The sequence below is a fragment of the Bacteroidota bacterium genome (assembly GCA_016706865.1).
In the GTDB taxonomy this organism is placed as follows: Bacteria; Bacteroidota; Bacteroidia; order Chitinophagales; family BACL12; genus UBA7236.
The window spans coordinates 293928-320752 of sequence record JADJIS010000003.1; the positions used below are offsets into that span (position 1 = coordinate 293928).

Annotated in this window: 26 protein-coding genes and 1 tRNA gene; 6 read left to right on the forward strand and 21 right to left on the reverse strand. The window is 34.6% G+C overall.

Going from position 1 to position 26825, the window contains the following annotated elements; genetic code table 11:
- Positions 1-5: 5 nt before the first annotated feature.
- The 5 genes from IPI31_10845 to prmC all read right to left on the reverse strand — a co-directional run bounded on the left by IPI31_10845 (position 6) and on the right by prmC (position 6788).
- Positions 6-242 carry a hypothetical protein gene (locus IPI31_10845; protein MBK7568307.1) on the reverse strand — a complete coding sequence of 79 codons (237 nt, stop codon included), beginning with the start codon at positions 240-242 and terminating at the stop codon, positions 6-8.
- Positions 243-266: 24 nt separating this feature from the next.
- A complete protein-coding gene (locus IPI31_10850) occupies positions 267-1364 on the reverse strand; it encodes a hypothetical protein (GenBank protein MBK7568308.1) in 1098 nt (365 codons plus the stop codon).
- A complete protein-coding gene (locus tag IPI31_10855) occupies positions 1361-5470 on the reverse strand; it encodes a hypothetical protein (GenBank protein ID MBK7568309.1) in 4110 nt (1369 codons plus the stop codon). The genes IPI31_10850 and IPI31_10855 overlap by 4 nt, the downstream gene beginning before the upstream one ends.
- Positions 5471-5618: 148 nt before the next feature.
- Positions 5619-5692 (reverse strand) — tRNA-Asp (locus IPI31_10860).
- Positions 5693-5855: 163 nt separating this feature from the next.
- The gene (gene prmC, locus IPI31_10865) at positions 5856-6788 is read right to left on the reverse strand and encodes a peptide chain release factor N(5)-glutamine methyltransferase (GenBank protein ID MBK7568310.1); all 933 of its coding nucleotides are present in this window, start codon (positions 6786-6788) and stop codon (positions 5856-5858) included.
- A 135-nt stretch (positions 6789-6923) separates the two neighbouring features.
- Between prmC and IPI31_10870 the strand changes: the two genes are divergently transcribed.
- The 6 genes from IPI31_10870 (at position 6924) to IPI31_10895 (ending at position 11000) form a co-directional block, all read left to right on the forward strand.
- Positions 6924-7304: a hypothetical protein gene (locus IPI31_10870; protein ID MBK7568311.1), complete on the forward strand. Its 381-nt coding sequence runs from the start codon at positions 6924-6926 to the stop codon at positions 7302-7304.
- A gap of 80 nt (positions 7305-7384) precedes the next feature.
- Positions 7385-7537: a hypothetical protein gene (locus IPI31_10875; protein MBK7568312.1), complete on the forward strand. Its 153-nt coding sequence runs from the start codon at positions 7385-7387 to the stop codon at positions 7535-7537.
- 448 nt (positions 7538-7985) lie between these two features.
- On the forward strand, positions 7986-8999 hold the full coding sequence (gene ribD, locus IPI31_10880; protein ID MBK7568313.1) for a bifunctional diaminohydroxyphosphoribosylaminopyrimidine deaminase/5-amino-6-(5-phosphoribosylamino)uracil reductase RibD: 1014 nt from the start codon (positions 7986-7988) through the stop codon (positions 8997-8999).
- On the forward strand, positions 8996-9865 hold the full coding sequence (locus IPI31_10885) for an EamA family transporter (GenBank protein ID MBK7568314.1): 870 nt from the start codon (positions 8996-8998) through the stop codon (positions 9863-9865). Before ribD ends, IPI31_10885 begins: the two co-directional genes overlap by 4 nt.
- 213 nt (positions 9866-10078) lie before the next feature.
- Positions 10079-10492, forward strand: a complete 414-nt coding sequence (locus tag IPI31_10890) for a hypothetical protein (protein ID MBK7568315.1) — start codon at positions 10079-10081, stop codon at positions 10490-10492.
- A gap of 19 nt (positions 10493-10511) precedes the next feature.
- A complete protein-coding gene (locus tag IPI31_10895) occupies positions 10512-11000 on the forward strand; it encodes an asparaginase (protein MBK7568316.1) in 489 nt (162 codons plus the stop codon).
- Between the two features lie 521 nt (positions 11001-11521).
- On the opposite strand, the gene IPI31_10900 is transcribed toward IPI31_10895, so the two are convergent.
- The 16 genes from IPI31_10900 to IPI31_10975 all read right to left on the reverse strand — a co-directional run bounded on the left by IPI31_10900 (position 11522) and on the right by IPI31_10975 (position 26815).
- On the reverse strand, positions 11522-12022 hold the full coding sequence (locus IPI31_10900) for a response regulator (protein MBK7568317.1): 501 nt from the start codon (positions 12020-12022) through the stop codon (positions 11522-11524).
- 29 nt (positions 12023-12051) lie between these two features.
- A complete protein-coding gene (locus IPI31_10905) occupies positions 12052-12408 on the reverse strand; it encodes an Hpt domain-containing protein (protein ID MBK7568318.1) in 357 nt (118 codons plus the stop codon).
- Positions 12409-12418: 10 nt separating this feature from the next.
- Positions 12419-13786 carry a response regulator gene (locus IPI31_10910; GenBank protein ID MBK7568319.1) on the reverse strand — a complete coding sequence of 456 codons (1368 nt, stop codon included), beginning with the start codon at positions 13784-13786 and terminating at the stop codon, positions 12419-12421.
- On the reverse strand, positions 13758-15014 hold the full coding sequence (locus IPI31_10915; protein MBK7568320.1) for a response regulator: 1257 nt from the start codon (positions 15012-15014) through the stop codon (positions 13758-13760). The genes IPI31_10910 and IPI31_10915 overlap by 29 nt, the downstream gene beginning before the upstream one ends.
- A 19-nt stretch (positions 15015-15033) precedes the next feature.
- Positions 15034-16578, reverse strand: a complete 1545-nt coding sequence (locus IPI31_10920) for a hypothetical protein (protein ID MBK7568321.1) — start codon at positions 16576-16578, stop codon at positions 15034-15036.
- Positions 16488-17141 (reverse strand): hypothetical protein, encoded by a 654-nt coding sequence (locus tag IPI31_10925; protein ID MBK7568322.1) that lies wholly within the window; start codon positions 17139-17141, stop codon positions 16488-16490. Before IPI31_10925 ends, IPI31_10920 begins: the two co-directional genes overlap by 91 nt.
- Before the next feature lie 240 nt (positions 17142-17381).
- Entirely contained in the window at positions 17382-18098 is a 717-nt protein-coding gene (locus IPI31_10930) for a cupin-like domain-containing protein (protein MBK7568323.1), read from the reverse strand.
- A 49-nt stretch (positions 18099-18147) separates the two neighbouring features.
- A complete protein-coding gene (locus IPI31_10935) occupies positions 18148-18345 on the reverse strand; it encodes a hypothetical protein (GenBank protein ID MBK7568324.1) in 198 nt (65 codons plus the stop codon).
- A 163-nt stretch (positions 18346-18508) separates the two neighbouring features.
- On the reverse strand, positions 18509-18670 hold the full coding sequence (locus IPI31_10940) for an OmpA family protein (GenBank protein MBK7568325.1): 162 nt from the start codon (positions 18668-18670) through the stop codon (positions 18509-18511).
- Positions 18639-19280, reverse strand: a complete 642-nt coding sequence (locus IPI31_10945; GenBank protein MBK7568326.1) for a PD40 domain-containing protein — start codon at positions 19278-19280, stop codon at positions 18639-18641. The genes IPI31_10940 and IPI31_10945 overlap by 32 nt, the downstream gene beginning before the upstream one ends.
- Complete coding sequence (locus IPI31_10950) at positions 19199-19822, reverse strand: PD40 domain-containing protein (protein ID MBK7568327.1); 624 nt, start codon at positions 19820-19822, stop codon at positions 19199-19201. Before IPI31_10950 ends, IPI31_10945 begins: the two co-directional genes overlap by 82 nt.
- Positions 19734-20141: a hypothetical protein gene (locus IPI31_10955; protein ID MBK7568328.1), complete on the reverse strand. Its 408-nt coding sequence runs from the start codon at positions 20139-20141 to the stop codon at positions 19734-19736. The genes IPI31_10950 and IPI31_10955 overlap by 89 nt, the downstream gene beginning before the upstream one ends.
- A 4-nt stretch (positions 20142-20145) precedes the next feature.
- Complete coding sequence (locus tag IPI31_10960) at positions 20146-20433, reverse strand: hypothetical protein (GenBank protein MBK7568329.1); 288 nt, start codon at positions 20431-20433, stop codon at positions 20146-20148.
- A gap of 572 nt (positions 20434-21005) precedes the next feature.
- Complete coding sequence (gene secDF / locus IPI31_10965) at positions 21006-23945, reverse strand: protein translocase subunit SecDF (protein ID MBK7568330.1); 2940 nt, start codon at positions 23943-23945, stop codon at positions 21006-21008.
- 249 nt (positions 23946-24194) lie between these two features.
- Entirely contained in the window at positions 24195-25199 is a 1005-nt protein-coding gene (locus IPI31_10970) for a PKD domain-containing protein (protein MBK7568331.1), read from the reverse strand.
- Positions 25139-26815, reverse strand: coding sequence for a choice-of-anchor B family protein (locus tag IPI31_10975; GenBank protein ID MBK7568332.1), 1677 nt, complete (start codon positions 26813-26815; stop codon positions 25139-25141). The genes IPI31_10970 and IPI31_10975 overlap by 61 nt, the downstream gene beginning before the upstream one ends.
- Between the last annotated feature and the right edge of the window lie 10 nt (positions 26816-26825).

Consider the following 26825-nt stretch of genomic DNA (forward strand, 5'->3'; position numbering starts at 1 on the left):
CGCAATTATTCCCATTTTGTAAATGGTTTTGTAAACGTCATTTCCGGCACTTCAACAACTGATGCCATTAACAATCTTAAATATTTAATAGATTCGTAATCTGTTAAAAAGCTGGATTTTTCCTCCGGTTTTAAATTGAGTGAAAGGGTATTGTTAAATTCAGGGCTGTGTTTTAGCATGTTTTCGAGATAGCCTATGGTGATTAGGATGTTGTGGGCGTGTTTTTTGGGATACACTCTCATTAAAATAATATTTTTATTTATAAATTAATGATTTTTTTTAAGGATATGATAATATACAACAAGTATAATAAGAATTATTGCATATGGAAACATTTGGCTTAAAGTTGAAATTTGATTCGTGACAACTTTTTCAATTGTTTTGATAGTCACATATGCAAAAATAGAGGATACAAATAGTATTTTGGAAACGTTCATTGCTCTTGTTGAAGAGTCATGATCAATAAGCTTTGAATTGCCGTCCAGTAAAATAATTCGCCCATTGGTTTTATAATAGGTATAAAAACTAAATATTATAAAAATTGGTAAAATATTAAGAAAAATATGTTCAACATATTCTAATATCATTGTATCTTTTAAAGTGCTATTTTCAGTTCTTTCCAAAATTAATGTCTTTTGCACAGGTGCAATTCCAATTATTTCATTGGTATCTTTTGTTTCATTCAATTTGGTGTAAAAACTAATGTGAAAAATATCTAATAAAATGTTATATGTCGCAAAAATTGTTGCGAAAGTAAGTGTTGTGTAAAAAAAGAGTAAAATGACTTTGTCAACAATTCGCCTTTCAATTTTTGTAGTAATATACAACCAACTTTTATGTAATGCATATTTTATTCCATAATTATCTACATAAGATTTGAATGAATCAAAGATATTATCATTATTAGCTGTGCTTTCTAAATCTAATTGAAATATTTCCTTGATTTTGGCAAGTATTTCTACGCCAAAACTTTCATCTACGCCATGTCTCATTTTAGAAATAAATGGAACATGGAATTCATCGGCTTTATCCATATATTCATCTGTACCACTGACAATAATAAAATGTTTTCCTTTTTCTGCTGGAAGAGATTTTAAATATTTGAAATATTCTAACCCTATTTCATCACGATCGTCTTTAAGCGAAGCATCGATTATAAATAAATCTATGTTATCGTATGAATTCGTTACCTCTGCAAATTTTTTTATCTGTAACAATTCAACCATTTCATTGTAATTAAATTTATTATCTATGGGTTTGATTTCAGGATAAATTTGGACATGTTTAGGAATTTTATTCATTAGTATGCGGACTATTGCATTGTAATGAAGCTGATTATCTTCGGCTATTAAAATGTTTATCATATATTTAAATATAATGTTATTGAAAAAATGTTATTAGTAATTTTCTTTTCTAATTTATTCATTGTAAGTTTTCGTAATAATTTATTACACATTTCAATTCCTTCGCCAATTTGATGTTCATAATTTACAAAAGCAGGGTTTATTAGGTTGCTTAGGGTAATTGAATTAGTATCCTCGTTATATATTACATTTATAGATTTATTACCTTGTCTGGGGCAATATTTTTTGATATTTATTATTAATTCTGGAAGTATTACTTCTAATACACTTGGGTGTATTTTTAAAAATTTAAAGTTACATTGTTTCAGGTTTATTTCTTTAAAATCAATTATTTGTTTTCCAAGATATACTGTCTCCATGAGCAAAGCTATTAGTTTTATGAAATTTTGTTTATTAAGCTCGTGCAACTTGTCAGTGTTTTTAACTTTCATCGCTTTTAATTGTCCATTTATCGCATCGGAAACAATATTATAGAGTAGTATATCATCTTGAGTGTAATTTTTTGAACTTATTGCTTTAAAGATTTCTTTTTGTGCAAAAATGTAATCTGCTAAACCGTGTCTAAGTGTTTTTTGAAAAGACAGAATTTTTTTAGATGCAATTAAATCGTAGAAGGCATCATTATCGAATTGTTTTTGAAAGTAGTCAATAAGGTCATTTTTGACTAGCAGGATTAATCTTATTTTTTCATTGCTTACAAATTCAATAAAATTATTCATTGTTGGATTAGTATTAGTAGTTACCAACAATACGGATTGGCCTTGTATATTTGTTTCAGAGTTGTAATTTTTTTCTAATTTAAGTTGGCTAAAGCGCACTAAAATAAACATACTTGAAGTTTCTAATTCTTTTATACCGCTACTAGTTTCTAAATTATAAAAATCCTTTCTTATTAAATTCGAAAAATTAACGATTTTTTTAGTAGTTTTATTTGATGTATAGTAAACATTACTAAATGATTGAAAAATTCCATTTTCATTTCGAATGCCTGCGATAAATGATTGTTCTATGTTCGATTCATCTTTAATTCCAATTAAAAAATTATAAATCAAACCGTTTTTGTCCAGTTTTGAATTTTCAAAATCATCATTTGAATTTGTTGAATTTAAAGAAAAAATGTTTTCTGCATATGCTTCTTTGGATTCGGTATTGGAATATTTTATAAAAAAATTATAATTAATATTATTTTTTATATACTCGAGATCTATTATTCTTATCAATAGGTCTAAGATATCTTTGATCTCCCTATTTAAATCTTTTTCTGATTTTACCTGTGATTTATTTAAGCCTATATTAAGTTTTTTCTTTTCTAACTCTGCAATTAGAATTAACATTGAGCAAACAGAGTCTCTAACTTTACTTATATTATTTCTTAAATAATATTTTGTTCTTGTATTGTATCTTGAAAGATTAAGTAGTTTTCTAATATTTAAAATTGCAGGATCATTGCGAGTGTTTTTAAATAGAAGGTCTCGTAGACTATCAAAATTTAAAAAAAGTTTATTTTTATTTGTATCGAAACCAAAAATTTTGCATTTATATTTATACCAATTTACTAATTCAGTTAGGATTAACGTGTTTTCTGATTTTAATGATCCTGTGAAATGAAAATAAGGACTTGCAAACATATCTTTAAAAGATATTTCAGGAGTATCAGGGTTTATAATTTCTTTAGGTAAATATAGTTGAGAATTGATTAGCTGTTCCAATTTTAGTGATTTACTATAAGATTTGCTAATTAATTCTTTATAAGATAATAATAGGAATAGGTTGAATGTTGTTGCTTGTTTAACTTTTTGGTTTAATATTAATTTGCAATTGCTGTAATATTCTGCATTAATTTTATTCGCATTAAAATTTGAAATTAAATTTCGAGCTACTGTATAATAGTTTCGTCTGATATCTATTTTTACGGGGTTGGTAAATTGCGTTTTAATAAACATGAAAAATTTATCAGATAACAAATAATTAGAATTTAAATCTACCAGTCGCTTTACATAAAATTTTAATTGGCGGAGATCTGAAAATGAAATTGAGCTGTTTCGGTTAATTGAGTCTAAAATAGTATCTAATTTATGTACGCAGTATTGAAAAATTGAATTATAAATTTTGAAGTAATGTTTAAATGGATGCCTACATAGCAATTTAATAAAAATATCTACAATAATATTCATTTCAGATTCCACATCCCTATATTTAGAATTTATGTCTGAAGGTTTGACAATAAATAAAAATATTTGACTACCCGCTTTAGTTATTACAGTTTTTATAATCGAATCAATAAATTCAATTGATCCTTCTATGTTTGTTTGTTCTTTTCTATGAATCCAATATTCTTTGTTTGTTAATTCATTATTTAATTCATGGGTAAGAAATAGCTTTAGAAGATTATACTTTTCTTTTGTGAAGTAATTATTATATAAGTTAAATGTGTTGATATCTATTAATAGATCTTTATTCTTGAAATAAAGGAAAATAATATTTTCTACTTGGTTCTCGAATCCAATTTCAGGTAATGAAATTGGATTGAATTTATGCATTTTAGTGTAGGTATAATGTTTTAGAGAATCAAGGCTGATTGTATTTATTAAATATGTATAGAAATTAATTTTTTCTTTTATGGGATTACCAAGATGAGTTGCTGCGATTATTGGGACATTTAAACGGAAAAAACTCAAATAAAGATCCTCTGGAGCATGAGCAGACCCAGCAAATGTTAATGACTTGAGTATTTCAGTTTTACTAGAAGTCGATGTCCGATCAATTAATGATAGTACTAAATCAAAGCTTTTAATAATACTATCCTTATTTTTTGTGGTTTCAATACTGTTTTTATATAGATAAAGATAATCGTTTAAAAGTTTAAAATTTTTCCCTCCAGATATAACATCTTCATAGTAAATAATATAATTATTGGGTTCATTTATTAGATCTAAATGTAGTGTAAAAAAGTTATCAATAAATTCTTCGTTAGGAATATATTTTAATATATTAACTTGCTTAGTATGGAATATATCTAGATTAATTAAGTCTTCAAGAAAACGAGAATTGTGCTTATTATCAATTGTGATAAAGGTAATGCAGCTCGCTTCAGGGTTACTATAAATGAAGTTTTTAATTTTCAGGGAAAAAAAATCTAGTATTTTTATTTTATTTTTTTCATAAAATACATTTCCACGTATATAGGAGATATAACTTGTATTTCTTACCTTAATATGGCCATATAAGTGAATATTATATAAATTGGTATCATTTGAACTAAAAGCATCAAAAAAGTCAACATTTAATTCTGTCACTTTGAAATTTGGGAATTCAAATATAACATTTGGTGATTCATAATTATCACTTGTTGGTAATAGAGGTTTTTCGTAATCAGAAGAGTTTTTCAAGGGAAAGCACAATGGGCATTCTTCTGGTAGGAAAAGGTTGGAATATATGGTAACTAATGGATAAGCACTGTATGATGTTGATTGATTGCTAAATATTATTGAATCTGAATTAATAATTTTCCAGTTAAATGCATGATATATTTTTTGAAAGTTCTCATTAGTGTGTATTTTATTAAAGTGAATTTTTATTGGTTTAGCAGTGTATTGTAATTCAGATTCTAAAATTAAGAATATATTAATAAATCTAAAATCAATCGATATATTTTTATAATCATTTAATGTCTTAATTTTATCTAAGATAAATTTTCGTAATTTTATGTATGTTGAAAAAGTGCAAGCTATTGGTAAAATAATTACAATATTGTTTTTTAATTGCGGTAAATATTGCCATGCAAAAGAATTTTCTGATTTTTCTAGAATCGCGTAATTAAATTTGCCTAAATCATTTATTGTTTTATTTAATAAAATACTTGTATAACTTCGGAATCCTAATAAAGTTGTAGATTCTGGCAAGTTAAAACTTTCAATTTTTTTTATCAATAACTTACTTAAGTTACTGCAATTTTCTAAATTTTCAAAATATTTTTTTATATAATAATACTGATTACTATGTAAATTTGGTCCATTTTCAAAATGAGTATTCAATAGTTTAGAACCTCCTTTTGAAAATTCTAAATTTATGTCCTCCATGATTTTTGCGTGTATTCCGTGAAGCATTGTATGTTTTTGGATATAAACTTAGATAAAATTAAACCAGTTTTGAAAAAAAAGGATTAATAAATTATACAAAATTTTATACTGCTCGACAATAGCTCGACTAGAAAAACAAAAACCCTTGCTAAGCAAGGGTTTTGTAGATATTAAGCGGAGCGGACGGGACTCGAACCCGCGACCTCCTGCGTGACAGGCAGGCATTCTAACCAACTGAACTACCACTCCGTATTGGTTATTTTTAAGAGAGTGCAAATATAGGTGCTTTAAGTGGATATGAGAAGTATTGGGGAATAAAAATTGTGAAAACCGACTGAAAGTGGCTCTGTGTATGAATTTCAGGAATGGAAAAATATTTTTTAATATAAATTTCCGGAAAGTAAGCATTGATTTAGTGTGGGAAGATTGCGGTCAACATCCGGTCATTACCCTGCATATCCTGTAAGATCCGAATTTCTACAAAACCATACGATTTAACAATTTCTTCGATGGTTTCTGCTTTGTTATGCGGTATCTCAAAATAGAGTTTCCCGCCTGGCTTCAATTTTTTAGCCGCAAAATGAGAAATTTCCCGGTAAAACACCAATGGATCCGCATGTTCCGCAAAAAGTGCGGACATGGGTTCAAACATTAAAACGTTGTTTTCCATCGTTTTTTTGTCCTCAGGATCAATATAAGGGGGGTTGCTGACAATTATGTCGAATTGAGGTAATTGGGCTTCCCAAGGTTCCTGGTTGAGCATATCGGCTTCGAGGAGGGTTAGATGGGCATTGTACAAAGCAGCGTTGGTTCTTGTCACTTCCAAGGCTCCGGTTGATTTATCGAGAGCAAAAACTTCAGAATTTGGGATCTCCAGCTTTAAAGTGAGTGCAATACATCCACTTCCACAGCCAATATCCAGGATAGTTGGGTTGGAAGAGGTATTTTCCTTTAGGATCAATTCTACTAATTCCTCTGTTTCGGGTCTGTGTATTAATGTAGAAGGATCAACCTTTAATTTCCTTCCATAAAACCAGGCCAAACCTAAAACATACTGCACGGGTTCGTGGGTTAATAAACGCTTGGAAGCTGTTTCCCACCAGTGCAATTGTGCTATATCCAGGGTTGGATTTGAGCGGACTAAAGGTTTGCCAAAATGTTCTTCGGCGAGGTATTGTGCGATGTTATTGGCTTCCCGAGCACCGTAAATTGGCGTTAGTTGTTGTGATAATTGCTTGATCAAATCGTTTAGCATTGTTGTAAAGGTAAAAAGGAACGCGGATGCCAGATAGTGATGGAAAGGATTTAATCTGCCCTGATCTGTCGCGATAAAAATCAAGTCCAATAAAATTTGTACAAAACACAACCTAAGATGTAAAATGCATGTTTTGATTGGTTATCAATACAAATAATATTTTTTTTTACAATACGTTAAAGTTTAATATATTTGATTATAATTTAATATATAAAAATAAAAATTATGAAAATGGAAATCAAAGAAAATCCAATGTTACAAAATTTGCCACCGCAATTAAAAATTGCTCAGGAAGCAATTAACAATCCTGAAGTACAGGAAATGATTAAAAAATTAGCACAATTTAATCTTGGAGTGTTTATGCCGCATCAACATAATCAAACTACCGGTGATTTTGAACTGCTGGAAGATGGCATGATGCAAATGGAAAACGATCTTGAAGTTAGTTTTGTGCCGATCAACAATACCGATCCCAACACATTTCTACCGGTTGGATGGGTATGGAAGTTTGACGGGCTAAATGAATCTGCTGCGTGTACATTTGGTTGTCATAATGTAATATCTCCCACTACTGGTGCAGCAGTGCATATCAAGCAACATAAATAACAATTTACGCCATTTTATAAAAATTACCTATAAATGCCAACTACAGTTTTAATTGTAGTTGGCATTTTTATTTAATATTAATGGAACGCGGATTAAACGGTTTTGATCTGTTTAATCTGTTTAATCTGGAAACCTACATTTTTTGGGGAGCAGAGATCAATGAATTTTTATTTTTAGGCATTCAAAGGGTCTTTTATACTTTTAATAATCAAAATCCAGCTCCGAGTAATTAATTACAGTTACATCAGTTTTGCCACCTTTTGTTTGACCAAAAGGTGGCGCCAAAAGTCAAGGGCTACATCATGCGGCTGTGTGTCCCTAATGCTTGCCAACCGGAGCGAAAAACGAATAAAAAATAAGTTCTATGCTTAAAATATAAAGTTTTCAAAAAGGTGGCGCTGATTTTCGCTCAAATTCTGCTATCATTGGAGCACTTACAATGCTGTGGCGGTGCATAAGGGACATTAAAGCCACCTGCTGATGCCCGCTGTCAGCTCCGTAAACTTTTATGGAAGATCAATAATCCCTATTGTAGATGGAGTGTTTAGTTATGACCGAAATCAAACCAAATTAATTAACACGGACTTCTATTATGAAGTATCTAACTCCCCAACTTTTAATACTGACCCGTTTAATCCCTTAATCCGTTTACCTTTTTATCTTTGCGCATTGGAAAAGTACATGCAATATTGCTTAGGTTTAGCATCAAGAGGATCGGGATTTGTGGCACCGAATCCCATGGTGGGTGCTTTGGTGGTTGCTGAAGGCAGTATAATAGGGGAGGGTTGGCATCAGGAATTTGGCGCGGCGCATGCGGAAGTTAATGCGCTGAATAACGTTAAACCGGAAAATGTACATTTGCTTTCGGAAGCTACTTTGTTCGTTACACTCGAGCCATGTAACCATTTTGGAAAAACACCTCCATGCACCGAAAAAATTATTAATAGCGGAATTAAAAAAGTGGTGGTTGGCACCTTAGATCCTAATCCGCTCGTTTCCGGTAAAGGTATTGCGAGATTAAAAGAAAATGGCATAGAGGTAATAGTTGGTTTACTCGAAAAAGATTGTCGCGACCTCAACAAATTCTTTTTCTGTTTTCACGAAAAAAAACGTCCTTATATTACCCTAAAATGGGCGCAGAGCAGTGATGGATTTATTGCAGGGGAAAATAATACTCCTGTGCATTTTACGAACTCCTATTCCGATCATCTGGTGCAAAAAATGCGGGCGGTACATATGGCAATATTTGTTGGTGGGAGAACGGTATTATCAGATGATCCCAAACTGACAAACAGATCGGGAAGTGGTAAAAATCCATTGAGAATTTCTCTGGATACACAAAATGATTTCCCCCCAAATTTTTCTATTTTTAATTCTGAAGCGGAAAGTATTATTTTTAATTTTGAGAAAAATGAGATAAGAGGGAATGTTGAATTTATTAAAATTGAAAGGGGAGAAAATACTTTCGGGCAAATAATGAATTTTTTATTTGAAAAAAAGATAAACAGTATTCTTGTGGAAGGCGGATCAAACACTATTGATCAATTGATCAAATCAAATTTGTGGGATGAAATGAAAATATTTAATACACCAAAAATATTATCCGCAGGGATTATTGCTCCTGCCCCAGCCGGCAAGGAGATCAGCACAGAAAAAATATATGATAATACCTTAATTACACGACATAACGCATGATCTATCTTCTGCTCAGCATATTTACCAGCACTTGCATATTTATTATGTTCAAACTGATAGCAAAAAATCAGGTGAATATTTTGCAGGCAATTGTGGTTAATTATACGGTCTGTGTAATTATTGGATTATTTGTGCAGGGAAATGTTCCCCCACTAAATGAAATTATTTATAACCAATGGTTTACACACGCATTAATGATCGGAGGATTATTTATCAGTGTGTTTTATTTAACTGCACTTACGGTAAAATATTCGGGAGTTGCAGTTGCTTCCATAGCAAATAAATTATCCTTGATAATACCGGTTATTGCTGCTTATTTTTTATACCAGGATAACTTTACTTTATTAAAAATATTGGGAATAATAATTGCATTGCTGGCTGTTGTATTAGCGGCCTATAAAAAAGAGAGTGAACATCACAAACACAATTTTCAATATTATTTTTATCCTGCACTTGTTTTGCTGGGAGGTGGGGTTATTGATACTTTCACAAAATGGAATGAGGAATATTTTTTAAAGGATACAGAATTTGATCTTTTTTTGATCTTTGTTTTCGGAACTGCTGCTGCAATTGGATGGCTGGTTTTATCTTACAGGTATTTTTATCTCAAAGAAAAATTAAATGTAAAAAGTTTAGGACACGGAATAGCCCTTGGGATACCCAATTATGGTTCCATGGCTTTTTTATTGGCTGCCCTGAACGTAGAAGGTTGGCAAAGTTCGGTGGTGTTCCCAATAAATAACATAGCAGTAGTTGCAGCATCCTGTTTAATTGCGACCTTTGTATTCAAAGAAAAATTAACTAAAACAAATATAGTTGGTATTTTTTTGGCGATTGTGGCAATTGTTTTAATAATTGACAATTGATAATTGATAATTGACAATGGTCGACGGCATGATGATTATCCTTCGGGGGGAATTGAGAATTGAGAATGGAGAATGGAGAATGTGGTGAAAATTGATAATTAACAATTGATAATTGACAATTTGGGATTAACGAAAGTTGAAAATTTTATTTCCTGACTAATGACTCCTGACTATTGACTATTGACTAATGACTCTTGACTAATGACGATTGAAATGAACAAACTAAAAACTAAAGACTTTGTAGATTCAAAAAACTACCCAATGTATTTGGCGGCAATATTATTTGGGTTTGCAGCTATATTTATGGGGATCACATTTTTAATTACTGGTGAACTCAAGAGTTTATGGACAGTATTTGGGATAGAACTGTTGCTGTATATGCTGCTCAATGCTTTCAGCTGCCTTATAGTTACAAAAATCGGATTATATTTACGGAAAACAATTCTCTTTTATGTGCTTAATCTTTTGCTGGTAATTGTGTTGATCTATCTCTATTCCGGAAAAAGTTTAATGGATTACAGAGATGGATTTCCGGCATTTGAAGCACTGGTATTTTGTTTTTTTTCGTCACTGATATTAATATCTTTAATTCGGTCGGTGGTGAATTTTTTTAAAGAGGAAGAATAACTAAAGATAAAATTTTGTTATGCCAATAAAAATATTTGTTACAGGCGGCACCTTCGACAAAGAGTACGATGAAATAAAAGGTCAGCTGTATTTTAATGAAACACATTTACCTGAAATTCTTAGGTTGGGAAGATGTACATTAGAGATCGATATACAAACATTAATGATGATCGATAGTTTACATATGTCGCCCCAGGATAGAGAATGTGTTGTAAATGAATGTAAGGGTTGCGAAAATAAACAGATCATCATCACCCACGGAACCGATACCATTGTGGAAACTGCGCAGATGATCGCAGAAGCAGAAATTCCAAAAACAATTATACTCACCGGTGCAATGATACCCTACAAATTTGGCAGCTCCGACGGATTATTTAATATGGGTTGCGCACTCGCATTTGTGCAGACCTTAGCCAACGGCGTTTATATAACCATGAACGGCCGTTATTTTGTTTGGAACAACGTTCGCAAAAATCGCGAAGAAGGGTTTTTTGAGGAGATTAGTTAAAAAAGGGTTGGCAAGGTTTGCAGGGTTTAGTGTGGAGAAAAAATCGAGCGACCTGAGGGTCTCGCTCTTAGCGAGGCTCTCAGTAATGGTAATATCCCTAATTCCACCGGAACCGCAGCGTCTCACCATTTATTTAAACTTGAAATTTAATTACACAATCAGAAAATTCGTTTAATGATATTTTGATTTAACCGGGTGAAGACACTGCGGGGACAACAAGCGAGCTGAGGGTCTCGCTCTTAGCGAGGCTCTCAGTAGTGGTAAAATACCTAATTCCGCCGGAACCGCAGCGTCTCACCATTTATTTAAATTTTTTAATTTATTTCGCAATAAAACTCAGTTATTATTTTAAGCTTAGTTTTTAACCGTGTGAAGACACTGCGGGGGCAACAAACAAGCTGAGGGTCTCGCTCTTAGCGAGGCTCTCACTAGGGGTAAACTCAAAAAACCATCATATCCAAAATAATAGCACAAAAAAAGGCCGAAATTGCTTCCGACCTTTTAAATTTCATTAACCACAATTAATCAATCACACCTGTTAGGTACAACACCGCTGCAGTGGCAACTATAATTACTAATCCCCAAATGAGAATTTTATTTAATGCTTTATATTTTGCAAGACTTGTTACTACGTGACGGTGTTTGAATAAACGTTCTAATGCATTTTCGGTGCGCATGAAACTGGTTTCATTTTTAACGATATAATCATAAGCTCCGGAACGCATACATTCCACAGCAACATCAATTTTATCCTGACCTGATATCATGATCACATCTACATCGTCATATTTTCTTTTAATATGTTCGAGTGTTTGAATTCCGTTTCTTGCGCTTTTATTTACCGCATCAAGGTGGTAATCTAAAATTACGATGGATGGATTTTTATCCATATTATCGTTACATTCTTCCCCTGTACTGTATTTGTAAATATCAAATGTTGGGTATTTGGTTCTGAGATGATCCTCCATCATTTGAGCATGCATAGGTTCATCATCAACAATAAAAACAACTTCTTTTTTCATAATGTATTATAGATTTTTGGTCTGCAATATTAAGATATTTTTTGAACAACATCCTGTAACTCGGCAAAGGCTTCATTACAGCCTTCTTCCACAACAGCTATCAGCATTTCGATGTGCTGAGGATTTTTCGATTCACCGGCATATTCTTCAATGCGCACTATGTTTTCTTTCAGTGAATCTATACCCATATAGGCAAGTTGCGGTTTAAGAGAATGGGCCGTTGTTTTAAGATTATTCCAATCCTGATTTGCATGTTGCTCCTTCATAGTTTGAATACTTGCCGGGGCAAGCTGCAAAAACATATTGATATACCGTATCATTTTACCGGTATCATTTTTTGTAAAATTCTCCAAAAATGCTAAATTGATCCGCTTATAATTTTCCATGCTCTCTATTTTATTTTTGATTGATCATTTTCGAAATTTTTTCCAATAATTCATCTACGGAAAATGGTTTCCCAACAAATTCATTCATCCCGCTTTCAAAACATTTATCCACTTCTGCTTTTATCACACTGGCAGTCATGGCAATAATGGGAATTGCATTTATTTTATTATCGTGACTGCTTCTGATAAGTTTAGTTGCCTCATGTCCATCCATTTCGGGCATCTGAATATCCATTAAAACAATGTCATATGCATTTGTGTTCAACATGTCCACTGCTTCTTTACCAGTTTTTGCAATATCAACCCTTACGTTTTCAATAGCACTTTCCAAAGTATCCACAGCAACCATCTGATTAAATTCATTATCCTCTGCCAATAAGATCCGCAAACCTTTTAAATTATTTTTAATTGTTGGTTCTTCTTTAGTTTCTATTTCCGATACAGGAATATTTTTTTCTATCTGATATTTAATTTTAAAACTGAATACAGAACCTTTTCCCGGTTCACTTTCCACATGAATTGTTCCGCCCTGCAATTCCACCAATTTTTTACAAATAGCAAGTCCTAATCCCGAACCGCCAAATTTACGTGTTGTGCTGCTGGTTTCCTGGGTAAACATATCGAAAATATAATCCAGTTTGTCTTTGGCAATACCTATACCTGTATCTTCCACACTAAACATTAATTCAATATTATTGGATTGTTCACTTACCCTGGTAACCCGAATTGTAACACCTCCTTTTTCGGTAAATTTAATTGCATTACCCACCAAATTCAATAGTATCTGACTTAACCTGTATGGATCGCCCGAAATGGTATTTGGAATAGATTCTTCAACGACATAATTTAGTGCTAAATGTTTTTCATCCGCATTTACTTTTATGGTATCTATTACTGATAAAATTTCGTTGCGTAGATCGAAAGGGATGCGTTCAAAATTTATTTTACCGGCTTCTATTTTCGAAAGATCAAGTATGTCGTTTATGATCACCAATAAATTATCGGAAGCATGTTTAATTGCATTCAAATATTTTAATTGATCGCTGCGCGGATCTTTTTCCAATAATAATCTGGTAACTCCCAATATTGCGTTCATTGGTGTTCTGATCTCGTGGCTCATGTTTGCAAGAAATTGTTCCTTCACCCTTTCCGAATATTCCGCACGTTCTTTTTGTGCTTCCAATTCTTTTGTTTTCTCCCGAACACGTTCTCTTAACAAACGCTGATCAACGGCTGCATCGCGAATTCTTTTGCGAATGATATAATAAATAAATGCTGCAATTCCGATCACAGAAATACTGTATATCCACCATGTTTGCCATGATGGAGGTTCTACAATAAGCTGCGTATTAATTAAGGGTATTTTTAGTTGTTGCATATTTTAATATCTTTTGTCGGAGGTCTTCCGGTTCGAATGGTTTGGAAATAAAATCATCCATTCCACTTTCGTAACATTTATCCACCTCGCTTTTAATTACGCTGGCAGTCATTGCCACTATAGGTGTTTTGCTTTTAGGAATATTGGAAAGTTTGCGAATAGTTTTTGCCGCTTCATATCCATCCATAACCGGCATCTGAACATCCATTAGAATGATATCATAATGATCGGCGTTGAGTTTGTCGAGTGCTATTTGTCCATTTTCAGCAACCTCCACCTTTGCATCCTTAAACATACTTTCTATGCTGTCGATAGCCACCATTTGGTTGAACATATTATCCTCCACCAACAAAATTCTAAAATTATTTAATTCTGTTCCGGAAATAATAGTTAATTCTTCTTCCTTTTCCATTTGTGATGCATCAGCAATTTCGAAAGGAATGGTAACTGTAAAAACCGATCCCTTACCCGGTTCGCTGCTTACATTAATTTCACCATTGTAAAGTGCGGTGAGATTTTTACTGATACTCAATCCCAAACCTGTACCGCCAAATTTGCGTGTAGTAGCTTTATCAGCCTGTGAAAAATTTTCAAAAATACTATCCAGTTTATCTGCAGGAATTCCAACTCCGGTATCTTCAATGGCAAAGGCGATTGTTGCAATATTATTTTGAGAGGAAATTAATTTGCATTTTAAAAATACATGTCCTTCATCCGTAAATTTAATTGCATTACCTGTTAAATTAATTAATATCTGATTTAAACGCACCGGATCACCTATTATATATTCCGGAACATCATCAGCAATAGTAATATCAAAACCTATATTTTTTTCCTCCGATTTAAATTTCATGATCTCCTTAAAATTAAATAACTGACTTCTGATATTAAATGTAATTTGTTCCAGTTCCATTTTTCCGGCCTGAATTTTTGAAAGATCGAGGATATCATTGATTATATATAATAAATTATCGGAGGACTGTTTAATTGCATTCAGATATTTTAATTGAGTTGCCAAGGGATCTTTATCCAACAACAAACGCGTCATACCTAAAATTGCATTCATGGGAGTTCGAATTTCATGACTCATATTCGCAAGGAATTCTTCTTTCGCTTTCTCAGAACGTTCAGCTCTTTCTGCTGATTCCACTGCTTTTACTTTTTGTTGTTCGAGTTCCGTGGTGCGAAGAGTAACTGTTTCTTCCAATTGATTTGCTCTTTTGCGCAATTGCCGGTTGCGTAAATAATTAAGTAGAAATAATAATGAAAGAATTAAAATTCCACATGTGATCTGAAATAATAAGGTGGCCCAAAAAGGTTTTTTTTATGAGAAATGAATAGGAGATAGGTTCGCTCCAAACTCCATCCGCATTTTGTGCTTTTACTAAAAATGTGTAAGAACCCGGTTTTAAATTGGAATAGGTCATGAACGCGGTATTTCCAATATTTGTCCAGGTTTCTTCTGCACCTTCCAACATAACGGAATATTTGATTTTTTCATGCACAGAAAAAAATATTGCACTGAAGTCGAAGGTTAAAGTATTTTGATCGTAGGGCAGATGTAAATTCACGGGAAGATTATACCAACCTGAGGTGGTATCTGAATATGGTCCCCAATCTGCAGTTTCGTAAAATAGACGGATATTTCGAAGTTCCACTAGCGGTTGGGTTTTACCTATTATATCCTCCTGCGGATTATAACGAAATAAACCACTCACAGTGCCAAACCAAACGCGATTGTTTACATCACAATAAATAGCTTTTTTATTATTCTTAATTCCGGTGAATCCGTCAAAAGCATCAAAATGTTTTGTTGTTATAGTGGTGTCCGCATTAAATATTAATTGATCAACACCATCATTTAATCCAACCCATAAATTTCCGTTATTATCAAAGGTGATGGAAAAAACATTATTGGAGGTCAAAACATCATTATCGGTAAAAAAAGAGAAATCCTCTCCATTAAAACTACATATACCGGCATCGGGACTTCCAAACCAAAGCAATCCGTTTTTGTCTTCGGTAATACAGGAAATGTTATTATTGATCAATCCATTGTCGAAATAGGTGTAATTCTCGAAGGTATTTCCATCGTATTTAATTACACCCTGATCTTCAGTCCCGATCCAGATATTACCATTGGAATCCATTACCAATTCTGTAATTAAATTGGTGGAAAGTGAATCATTTATAGAGTAGTGTATTATTCCTGTTTTGGATTTAATATAAACTCCATTATTATTGGTGCCTATCCAGATATTTTTATTTCGGTCGACTGTAATGGCAGTTATCTGACTTTGATCGGGAATTTCCTGTATTCGAAAATGGCTGAATTTTCCATCATATTGAATAAAATTATTATTCTCATCTGCTGCTATTAGAAAGTTCGAGTTGTTGGAATAAATACAATTAATTTGTGAAGTGGATTTAAATCCGGGAATATTTATTATCTCATCATTAAAATTATTTCCTACAACAGTTGTTTTAATTTTCTTTAATCCTTCAGACGTGCCAAGTATTATTGTATCATCAATATGTTTTACATCAGTTATATAAATATTTTGAAGCGATGGTAAATTATTAAAGTTTGAAAATGCTCCGTCGTAAAACATGTATAGTCCGTTAAAATCCGTGCCTATCCAAATATTTCCTTCGCGATCCTGCATTAAACAGGATGCGGAAACTTCATTGTTTTCTCCATTTAAAATAAATTGTGTTTTGTGATCAAGAGCATCTTCTTTTTCCACAAATTCTTTTTGATGGTATAGATACCACTGTATGTAGCGATCCATTTATTGCCATTTCTATCAACAATAGATTGATAGGCTTTAGGTCCTCCGGCTCTGAAAAAATTTTGAATTCCGCTTGAGTATCGGGTATCTGTATTTTCTACAATGCTATCACCTTGAAGTTTATATAATTGAGGAAAACTATATAATAAAATTGTTCCTGAACTATCGCTGAAAATTTTATCAATATTTTTTATTGATGATTTATTGTATTGAATAAATTCATACCCATTAAATTTAGTTACTCCATTTTTTTGCGTGCCTATCCAGATATTTCCAGCTTTGTCCTCAAATAAACAATTAATGGCATTGTCTCCAACCCCTGATTGTTTATTATAATTAACAAAAGTTTTCCCATCAAAACGCGATATACCACCATCTTTTGTTCCTATCCAGATATAACCTCTGGAATCTTGTAATATACAAGTTACAGAAATGCCTGCTAACCCGTCGTTAATGCGATAATTTTTTAAATGGAATTGTTGGGAAAAGGATAATGACGCAGAAAAAAGTATTCCCAATAAGATGCATAAGCGGGATAGAAAGGAGGAGGATGGTTTATGCATTATTTATTATGAATGGCTGTTTTTTTCGTGTTTTGCGTGGAGTGCAACAAAAATAATCAAATTGATGGTAAAGGGGTAGGGGAAATAGGAAATGGGACATAGGACACAGGACATAGGACATAGGACATAGGACACGAAGCAGTTGTCAGAAGTCATTAGTCAGGAGTAAAAAGTTTTAGCTGACGTGGTTCAAACTCATTACCTGCCTGACGCTGACGCAGTCGGCAGGCTGCTCATTACTCATCCTCCGCAACCTGCAACGGATTCACGATTCACGATTGCCGATTCACGCCTCACGTCCGCCCAATTGCCACCCTCGGTTTTCTTCCCTCCTTTCAATTTCTTTAATTGCCCGATCAGCGCGTTTACGAGCAATGCTTTTTTAAGGTTGAACCATTTTTGACCGAATAGTTTGCGCATAATATCGTCTAATCTGCGTTGAATAATTAGGTTATAAGCACCTCTCAATAAAATTGGAAATGAAGATGCTCTTGTTCTTACACTTAATCCATATCCGCCCTCAGCATATTCAATGTGGTGCCAATAACCCGAAGGCATGAATAGTGTATCGCCATATTCCAGAATCCCGGTCATTCCCTTTACATATTTTAATCCGGGATATGTTTCAAAATCGGGTTTTTCAATATCTACAGTGGAATGAACATTAAATGGAAGTTTATATAAAAGATCGGATTGATCGGGTGCGAATAATATAACGCGTTTTTTACCTTCAAACTGAGTTAGAAAAACATTACTCATATCAATATCCTGATGCATACGTGTAACCGAATTCTTCGGACCAAAAAACATAAAGGGAAGTTTTATATATCCCTTTGTGATGGAAGGATAACTGAAATCTTTCAGTAATTCCGGCTTATATTTAAATATTGGAAATAAAAATAATCGCAGATCTGTCGGTTCTCTTTCAATTAAATCGAGATAATCGCTGAATTTCATTTTAACAGTGGGAACCGATAAAGTTTGGCTGGGATCAGCTTTTGAGCTGCTATAGAGGCCCACCTCTGTGTCCAGCCATTATGGTTTTAAAAAAATCGTAATTCCATTTTGAGTAGGCAGGAAATTGTTTCCATAAGCCCCGCAGAATTACAGGTTGTTGTGGTTTTAAATAATTTAATTCAAATTCTTTTTGCGTAATCTTTTCTCCGTCAACAATAGGGATAGTTCCTGTTACATCGATTTTCATAGCCGGTGAATTTATAGGTTACAAAATTAAGAGGCTGTTTTTTAGTGTCTGGTTGTTTTAGATGAAATTAATAATTAAATGATATTATAGATTTATTACAAACTCAAAATTTCTATTTCTGTTCTACGATTATTTGCTCTTCCGGTTTCACTGGTGTTTATATCTATTGGTTTTGTTTCGCCAAAACCTTTGTTTGTGATCGATCTGCACTTATGCCATGTTCAATTAGGTAATTCTTCACGCTTAACGACCTGTCGAGCGATAATTTTAAATTATCAGATTCCATCCCAATATTATCGGTATGTCCATTTACCCTGATCTTCATTGTAGGATTTTTTTGACATCATTTCCACAACTTTATTTAATTCCGTTTGTGAAACAGATAATAATCCTGCAGACGCAGTTTCAAAGAAAATATTTTTAAGAGTGAGAATTTCTCCGGCATTTATTGGTTGTAATTCCACATTAATGATATAGGGCTTATTTGGAATGGCAGTTAATAAACTAAAGTTCTCCGAATGAAATAAATAACCTTCTCTTTGCACAAATAAACTGTATTCTTTACCGATAGGGAGCACTATAAGAAATTCGCCTGACTTTGGGTCAGAAATGGAGGTTGCTATCATGGTTCCTGTCTGCAGATCTACTAATTGAACATTTGCTTTTAATGGGAGCCTTGTAGTTTTATCCGTAACAATTGCCTTCACCCAGGTTACAGGATCGGCCTGAACATCGGCGGGTAATTCAAAGGAATAAATGTCGAGTTCGCCTAATTTTTTTCCTCTGTCGCTGGAAAAATAAGCAGTTGTTCCATTTGCCGAAACAGATAAACTGATCTCTCTGTTCTTAGTATTTATTGGATAACCAAGATTAACGGGTTTTGACCAATCACCATTTTCATCGCGTTTGGAATAAAATATATCAGAGCCACCCATACCCGGATGACCTTCACTGGAAAAATATAATGTTTATGCCCATCGGGATGAATGAATGGGCATTGTTCGGAATAAGGTGTATTTATAGTTTTACCAAGATTTACCGGTTCTTCCCAATATCCGTCGTCGCCAATGCTTGCCATCCAGAGGTCATAACTTCCAACGGTTCCGGAACGGGCACTGCTAAAAAATAAATTGCGTCCATCAGCAGAAACGGAGGGTTGTGATTCCCAATCGCCGGAATTAATAATGGTGCCACAGTTTTCCGGATTTGACCATACATTTCCAATTTTAATGGAATAATAAAGGTCACAACTTCCATATCCATTTTCATCATCATCGCAGGAAGTATAAAACAGATAACGTCCATCTGCAGAAATATTCTGAGCCCCTTGATTTAATTTGTTATTGATAGGAGCTCCCATGTTTTCGGCAGGTGTCCATGCTCCATCCCTAAAATAAGAGATATAAAAATCTTCCTGGTCTACATTGGGATTTCGAGGGTCGGTAACGGGAGGAACTACGGGAATTCTTCTCGTCATAACAAATGCCCGATCCATCAACCGATAACGAAGGAAAATATTCCGGGAATTCGCTGTTAATAGCATCTCCCATATTTACAGGATTAAAATCCACCGGATTTAAAACTGCTGCTTTTGCAAAGGTGAAATTTGTTTTTAATCTGTTTGCTTTAATACGTGGATCGCCTGTTACTTCCGGATTAGAGAGAAAAAGTATAATATGTTCCAGTGCTTCATCATACATTCCCATATTTCCTTCTGCTCCGGCAAGTTTAGTATAAACCCAAACTTCTCCATCAGGATCCAGATCAACGGCATGTGTATAAGATTCCACAGCCATGGAATCATTTTTTTAAATTCCTATAAGCATCCCCAAGATAAATCCAGGCGGTAACAAAATTCGGTTCCTCAATTGTTGCATTGGTAAAACTTTCTACAGCTTTGTCGAGGTATTTCGCCATGGCCCGTTGAACACCTTCATCAAGGTATTTCTGAGCTTTTTGCTGGCATTCGCCTGCGTAACTGGTTGAGCAAAGGTTATTGATCCGATTATGATCAGAAGGGTTGTAAATGTGATTCTTTTCATCTGCATATAGAAACGTAAAGATGGGGTATAGATTATATATCAGCAAAAATTGTTCTTGATTTTAATAGGGGTAGGGGTAGGGGATATGGGATACGGGACACGGGACTGACACAGGACATTGGAAAAGGAAATAGGAAAACAAACGGTGGGATTTAGAATTTTTTTCAGATGATAGTGAGGCTCTCGCTTTCAGCGAGGGTCTCACTAATGGCAGAAGAGAGTATCAGAATCAGGTATCAAGTATCAGGAAAAACGGAAACGGATGGGAAAAAATTTGTATAATATATTTAAAAAATTTGATTAACCAACAAAAAACAGGGGGTGAGGAGGCTCTCGCTCCCAGCGAGGGTCTCACTAATGGCACATACCAAAAAATTTCGCAAGAAATTTAAACACCTTTCTCCTTTCTCCTCTCTTCTCCCTTGAAAAGAAAAAAGGAAAAAAGTAAAGTAAGACCTTTTTAAATCTTACCCAACTTCCTTCCTTTTTTCTTCCTTAGAACCTTCCCTTCGATTCTTCGAATCTTCTCCCTTCGAATCTTAGCTTACTTATTCATTACATCTTCCGCATTCTTTTTATGATCCTCTTTTTTATACATATCAACTGCAACTGCAGAAGCTACGAATACTGAGGAATAAGACCGAATGCAATACCGACAAATAATGCGAATGCAAAACCCTGAATATTTTCATTTCCGAAAATTAATAAAACAACAATTGACATTAATGTTGTTAAGGAAGTGATCATTGTTCTGCTTAAGGTTTGGTTAATTGCGGAGTTGAATATTTCGGGAATAGTTCCGGATTTACTTTCTCTTAAATATTCACGAATCCTGTCGAATACCACCACGGTATCGTTAATGGAATATCCAATAACTGTTAGAATGGCGGCGATAAATGTTTCATTTAATTCCAGCGAGAATGGCATTATATTTTTAAGTATAGAAAACATTGCAAGCACCATAAATGCATCGTGCAATAATGAAAGTAATGCTCCTACACCGAATTGCCATTTGCGGAATCGAATTACAATATAAATAAATATAGCGCCGAGTGCAAGTAAAATCGCCTTCAAAGCAGATCGCTGAATATCGTCGGCTATTGTAGGCTCTACCTTCATCTGGCTTTCTTTAAAATTTGAATCCCAGGTATTGAAATCTACATTGGTATACAATCCGGATAATTGTTTAAATAATTCCTGACTTACAAGACTATCCGTTGACGGATCAGGATTATCGATCATATAACCTGTAGTGATCTTTAATTTATCGCTGCTGCTGAATGTTTTAACCTGCACACCCGGATCGAAATCAGACAATTCATTTCTTACCTTATCTGCATCAATAGGTTGTTCAAATCGCACAGTATAACTTCTTCCACCTTTAAAATCAACTCCTAAATTCCATCCGGAAGTAAACATTACAATTAAACCAATTACGGTGATCGAAATAGAGAAAATATATCCCTTGCGGCGATTGCCCATGAAATTGTAATTGATATTTTTAAAGGCACCTTTTGTAAAGTTTGTGAAGTATTTGATTGGTTTACCATTTTTAACCATCCAGTCTAAAATTAAACGGGTGATTAAAATAGAACAGAACATGGAAGCAATAATACCAATCATCAACACAACTGCAAATCCTTTAACAGGACCTGTTCCGAAGTTCACAAGTATTAATGCAATAATGAGTGTTGTTAAATTGGAGTCAATAATTGCGGAATAGGAACCGCTGTAACCATCGGCAATTGCCTTGACCATACTTTTTCCTTTCGCTAATTCCTCCCTGATACGTTCATAAATGATTACGTTGGCATCCACTGCCATACCCATTGTTAAAACCAATCCCGCAATACCAGGTAAGGTTAATGTTGCACCAATGGATGCGAGCACTCCAAAAATGAAAAATATATTCGCAAACAAAGCAAGATCGGCAACCATACCCGCGGTGGAATAATAAAATACCATGAACACGATTACAAGTATTAAACCGAGTAACAACGAAATGATACCAATGCGAATAGCTTCAGCACCAAGTGATGGTCCAACAATATCTTCCTGAACAATTCTGGATGGAACCGGTAATTTACCTACTTCCAAAATATTAGAAAGGTCAATGGATTCTTCCGTAGTAAAATCACCCGAAATTTGTGAACGTCCGCCAGGGATTGGTTCATTTACACGGGGAGCTGAATATACTCTGTTATCTAAGGTAATTGCTATAAATTGACCAACATTTGCTGTGGTAATATCTTTCCATTTTCTTGCCCCATCGGGTTTCATCGACATACTGATCTGAATCTTTCCACTCATTGGGTCTCTGTCTGGTGACGCACTTTTTACTACAGCACCATCCAATAATGGTTGATCACTATCAGGGTCAGATTTTATTGCATAAAGATCATAAGCCTTTGTTGTTTCATTTGGCTTAGAGGATAACATGAAAATAATATTTGGTGGAAACTGTGCCAACACTTCTTCCGTCTTCAAATATTTCATCAATTGGAAAGTATCCGCTTCGGCAACCGTTCCAATAATAGGGGATCCGGCATCCTGAGCAAGTGTTAGTATGTCTACAAGAGGACCACCTGTTTCTTCATCATTTACTGCAGAAGTATCCTCTTCATTTAAAGTATCATTGGCAGCTAAAAAATTATTATCAGTAATAGTGTCGTTGCTGGCAACATTTGATGTGTCATCAACAACAGGAATAATAGTGGCAGCAGTATCCGTATCATTACCTTCTTCCTGAGAAAGTAATACATTATTTGCTTGATTAATGGAACCACCGATCTCGCCATAAGACCAAACTAACCAGAATTGAAGATTTGCAGTTGATTGCAAAAGTTCTCTTGCACGTTTAGGATTATCTACGCCCGGCAACTCCACCATAATTCTACCGGTGCTTTTTTGCAAGGTTACGTAAGGTTGCGAAACGCCAAATCTGTCGATACGTTCTTTTAATTTTGTATAGGTAGATTCAACACCTTCGTCGGCAGTAGTTTTTAACCAGCCAATTACTTCCGAGTTAGTGGAAGTTCTTGGTAATTCATCAACATTTGCGGTGTTGCTGAATAAAGTGATAAGTTGGGCATTAGGATTGGATTCCAGGTAATATTCACCAAACAATTCAATAAGGTCACCATCGCCTTTGGCTTCCTGACTGCGTGCTTTGTCTAACGCAGCTAAAAACTTTGTGTCCTTAGGGTTGGATGCCAATTGTTTTACAAGATCATACTTAGATACTTCCAAAACCACACTCATACCTCCTTGAAGGTCAAGTCCAAGATTCAGGGCTCTCTTTTTTACATCTTCATAACTGTATTTTGCAATACCAATATTGTAAACGGTTTTATCGGCATTTTGAGAAAAGTATTCACTCTTCTTATCCGATAATGCGATTTTGCGTTCTTCACCTTTTAGAGATGGGTCTATGCCTTGCTCTGCATAGTTTTCAGCTTTTTTTCCTTCACGGTTTGCTACCCAAGTAAATGATAACTGGTATAAACACACCAGTAACATCGCACCAAAAAAGAACTGAACGAGACCTTTTGATTGCATATAGATTTTGTGTTAGTGTTTGATTTTAATAATGTTATGAACCTTTTTTAAAAGAGGTGCAAATATAGGTGGTTGGATTGAAGTTTCGAAGATTTGTTGCCCTTTTTACTGAATATAAGCTCTGCAATTACTCTAAAAGCCAAAATAATGCATAAAACCTACAAAATTGACAGTCGATATAGGAAATGAGATCATCCTAAAAAAATTGCCACCGCTTTCGGGTGGCAATTTTTTTTATCGATATTTCTTTTATTCTGCCTTGATAAGTTCCAGGGAACCGATAATATTTTGCTGTTTTAAAAGATTAACATGATATACTCCCGCCGGTAAATTTTTACCGAAATTATGTGTTATATGATCACCACTAACCTCTAAAGTTTCCATGATTCTTCCTGTGATATCTGTTACAGTAAGCATATCAGCCCCGGAAATTCCTTCAACATTAATTGTTACAGAATTCATAAAAGGGTTGGGGAAAGCTGTTATAAGTTTACTGATATTTTCATCCTCAATTGCATTACATAATTCAGCGGTTACATAACTTGCAACGGTCGATTCATCGGAGCCTAACATATTTGTTGCAACAAGGGTTACAGCATAAGTTCCGGGAGTAGAATACAAAACTGTTGGGTTTTGCTCTGTTGAAGTGGAAGGAGTTCCTCCGTCGAAAGTCCATGACCATGAGCTTGCGCCTACTGAATTATCATCAAAAATCACTGTAAGAGGAGCACAACCAGAGGTAACATTTGAACTAAATGCTGCAGTTGGCGCTGATGTTACATCATCATTAACAAAAAATAAATCAACCCCAGCTTCAACTAGATGGCCGGTTGCTGCTTGATCAGCAGTTCTGAAACGAACCGTCATTGTTGAAGTGATAGCAATATAATCCGCCATCGAAATTTCAACAGGCACCCATTCGCTCATTTCGGTTGAAGTTCCATTTATTGCATCAACCAATACATCACTAACACCGTTATTAATGAAAATTCTTAAAGTATCGTTAGGAGATCCTGCACCACCTCCGTTAAAAAACCAACGTGAGTATGTAAGTTTAGGATTGAGATATGAACTCAGATCCATAACCGGTGAAGTTAAAATAGCAGTTCCTTCATCCACATCATCTTCCCCTGCTCCGCCAAATTCGGAATTACCGGTTATATATGCATCATCACCAAAGTCGCCTGTTTCATCTAATTCAGGATTTGATTGGAAGGGACCGGAATTTGTGCCAAATGGCTCATCTTTTCCCAAACACCAACATCGGATGTTCCGGACACGATCCAGTCGTTTTGGAAAATAAAATCGTCGTAAAAACCTGATGCCAGGGTCATAGAATATACTCCACCAGGAATTACATCCACATCCGCATCATCAGTTACATGACCCCATTTCCCTGAAAACATAGTATAAGAATCTTCATACACCGATGGAAGAGTATAATTTCCTGAGCCGTCGGTCACAGTTTGAAAAGTATAAGCCGGACTTCTGAATAATACATCCGCATTTGCTATACCAACTCCGGAAACCATATCAGTGATCTGACCGCTAATTGCAAAAGTTACAAGAGGGTCTAGTTCTGCATTAACTATTGTAACTACACCGTTTGATAAATTTACAGAAGGAATTGTGAGATCAGCATATCCTGTTTTCGAAAAAGTAATATCATATAAACCCGATGCAAAAATACCTGTGTGATAATCTCCGGTTAAATTAGTTGTTGCATCTACAACACCTACTGCGGTAAAACTAACTTCCGCTCCAAAAATGGGTGCACCTGTTTCTAAATCGGTAACTAAACCTTCCAAATAACATGCAGAAACATAGGTAGGTCCCAAAATAAATAATCCTTCCTCCATGTCGCTTGCTATAATATTTCCTGAAGGAAGATAAGGCCATGAACCCCAGCATCCGTTAAACCCATCGCCGGAAAGGGGAGAGGTGTCATAATTTCCTGTTTTTATCATGTTATCAGGATAATGAGCATCGGTAATGATAACTCCATCGCGATAATATGCAGTAACTAAAAAATCACCCACAACCATTGTATTATGTGGGATTGAACTCGTACCCGGATTTGCTCTGAACTGGCCGAGTTCCTTAATATCTGTAAGATCAGATACATCATAGGAAGCTACAGTAGCATTGGTAACTTCATCGGTGGAGAAAAGATATTTGTTATCGTCGGTTAACCAAACATTATGGGTAAATTCGTAAGGAGTTATTTGAGTTGCCAAAAGATCGGGAGAGGTTTTATCTGAGATATCCCAAACAGAGAACTGTCCTTCATAAATATTACCAGCCCAAAGCGTATCGCCTCTCACAAACCCGTCGTGAATGTACCAATCCTCAACTTCTCCTAAATAGGTTGGGTTCATTGGATCCGTATTTGCATCGAACATCTGGTCACCGCCGTTTCCGAGATTTGAGCCGAAAACGTGCACAACCCCATTCTCATCAGCAAAAACAGTATGGCCGGTTTCTAAACCAACACCACAATCGGTATAATTGAAATCAATTGTAAAAGGAAGTCCTGAAAGATCGATACATAATAATCCGCCGCCGTTTTCAGTAACAACATAAGCATAATTGCTCCAGGTGCGCACTTCGCGCCAGATACTATTATTTCCATCTACAAATTGTACTTCATTTGGCGAAGCAGGATCGGTTACATCAACAATGGAAGTTCCGTTGTAGGTGCCCACAATTGCATATTCCTTACCCGTACCGCTTGCCCAGCCTGTAAGATTTGAAAGTTGATCGCCACCATAATCAAGGTGACCGAGTAATTCTACATTTAACTGTGCTTTAACCTGAAAACCAAAAGATAAAAACAGAATTGTAAGAGGAGTAAAAATTTTAAGTTTCATTTAGAATGAT

Bases quoted from the DNA above. Each gene is read 5' to 3' on its own strand.
- IPI31_10845 (MBK7568307.1), bottom strand. From the start codon at position 242: ATGAGAGTGTATCCCAAAAAACACGCCCACAACATCCTAATCACCATA.
- IPI31_10855 (MBK7568309.1), bottom strand. From the start codon at position 5,470: ATGCTTCACGGAATACACGCAAAAATCATGGAGGACATAAATTTAGAA.
- IPI31_10940 (MBK7568325.1), bottom strand. From the start codon at position 18,670: ATGAAGATCAGGGTAAATGGACATACCGATAATATTGGGATGGAATCT.
- IPI31_10925 (MBK7568322.1), bottom strand. From the start codon at position 17,141: ATGCATAAACCATCCTCCTCCTTTCTATCCCGCTTATGCATCTTATTG.
- IPI31_10945 (MBK7568326.1), bottom strand. From the start codon at position 19,280: ATGGGTGGCTCTGATATATTTTATTCCAAACGCGATGAAAATGGTGAT.
- secDF (MBK7568330.1), bottom strand. From the start codon at position 23,945: ATGCAATCAAAAGGTCTCGTTCAGTTCTTTTTTGGTGCGATGTTACTG.
- IPI31_10975 (MBK7568332.1), bottom strand. From the start codon at position 26,815: ATGAAACTTAAAATTTTTACTCCTCTTACAATTCTGTTTTTATCTTTT.
- IPI31_10910 (MBK7568319.1), bottom strand. From the start codon at position 13,786: ATGCAACAACTAAAAATACCCTTAATTAATACGCAGCTTATTGTAGAA.
- IPI31_10900 (MBK7568317.1), bottom strand. From the start codon at position 12,022: ATGAAAAAAGAAGTTGTTTTTATTGTTGATGATGAACCTATGCATGCT.
- ribD (MBK7568313.1), top strand. From the start codon at position 7,986: ATGCAATATTGCTTAGGTTTAGCATCAAGAGGATCGGGATTTGTGGCA.
- IPI31_10890 (MBK7568315.1), top strand. From the start codon at position 10,079: ATGAACAAACTAAAAACTAAAGACTTTGTAGATTCAAAAAACTACCCA.
- IPI31_10895 (MBK7568316.1), top strand. From the start codon at position 10,512: ATGCCAATAAAAATATTTGTTACAGGCGGCACCTTCGACAAAGAGTAC.
- IPI31_10930 (MBK7568323.1), bottom strand. From the start codon at position 18,098: ATGAAATTCAGCGATTATCTCGATTTAATTGAAAGAGAACCGACAGAT.
- IPI31_10870 (MBK7568311.1), top strand. From the start codon at position 6,924: ATGAAAATGGAAATCAAAGAAAATCCAATGTTACAAAATTTGCCACCG.
- IPI31_10950 (MBK7568327.1), bottom strand. From the start codon at position 19,822: ATGACGAGAAGAATTCCCGTAGTTCCTCCCGTTACCGACCCTCGAAAT.
- IPI31_10850 (MBK7568308.1), bottom strand. From the start codon at position 1,364: ATGATAAACATTTTAATAGCCGAAGATAATCAGCTTCATTACAATGCA.
- IPI31_10935 (MBK7568324.1), bottom strand. From the start codon at position 18,345: ATGAAAATCGATGTAACAGGAACTATCCCTATTGTTGACGGAGAAAAG.
- IPI31_10875 (MBK7568312.1), top strand. From the start codon at position 7,385: ATGGAACGCGGATTAAACGGTTTTGATCTGTTTAATCTGTTTAATCTG.
- IPI31_10955 (MBK7568328.1), bottom strand. From the start codon at position 20,141: ATGGCTGTGGAATCTTATACACATGCCGTTGATCTGGATCCTGATGGA.
- IPI31_10905 (MBK7568318.1), bottom strand. From the start codon at position 12,408: ATGGAAAATTATAAGCGGATCAATTTAGCATTTTTGGAGAATTTTACA.
- IPI31_10920 (MBK7568321.1), bottom strand. From the start codon at position 16,578: ATGGATCGCTACATACAGTGGTATCTATACCATCAAAAAGAATTTGTG.
- IPI31_10885 (MBK7568314.1), top strand. From the start codon at position 8,996: ATGATCTATCTTCTGCTCAGCATATTTACCAGCACTTGCATATTTATT.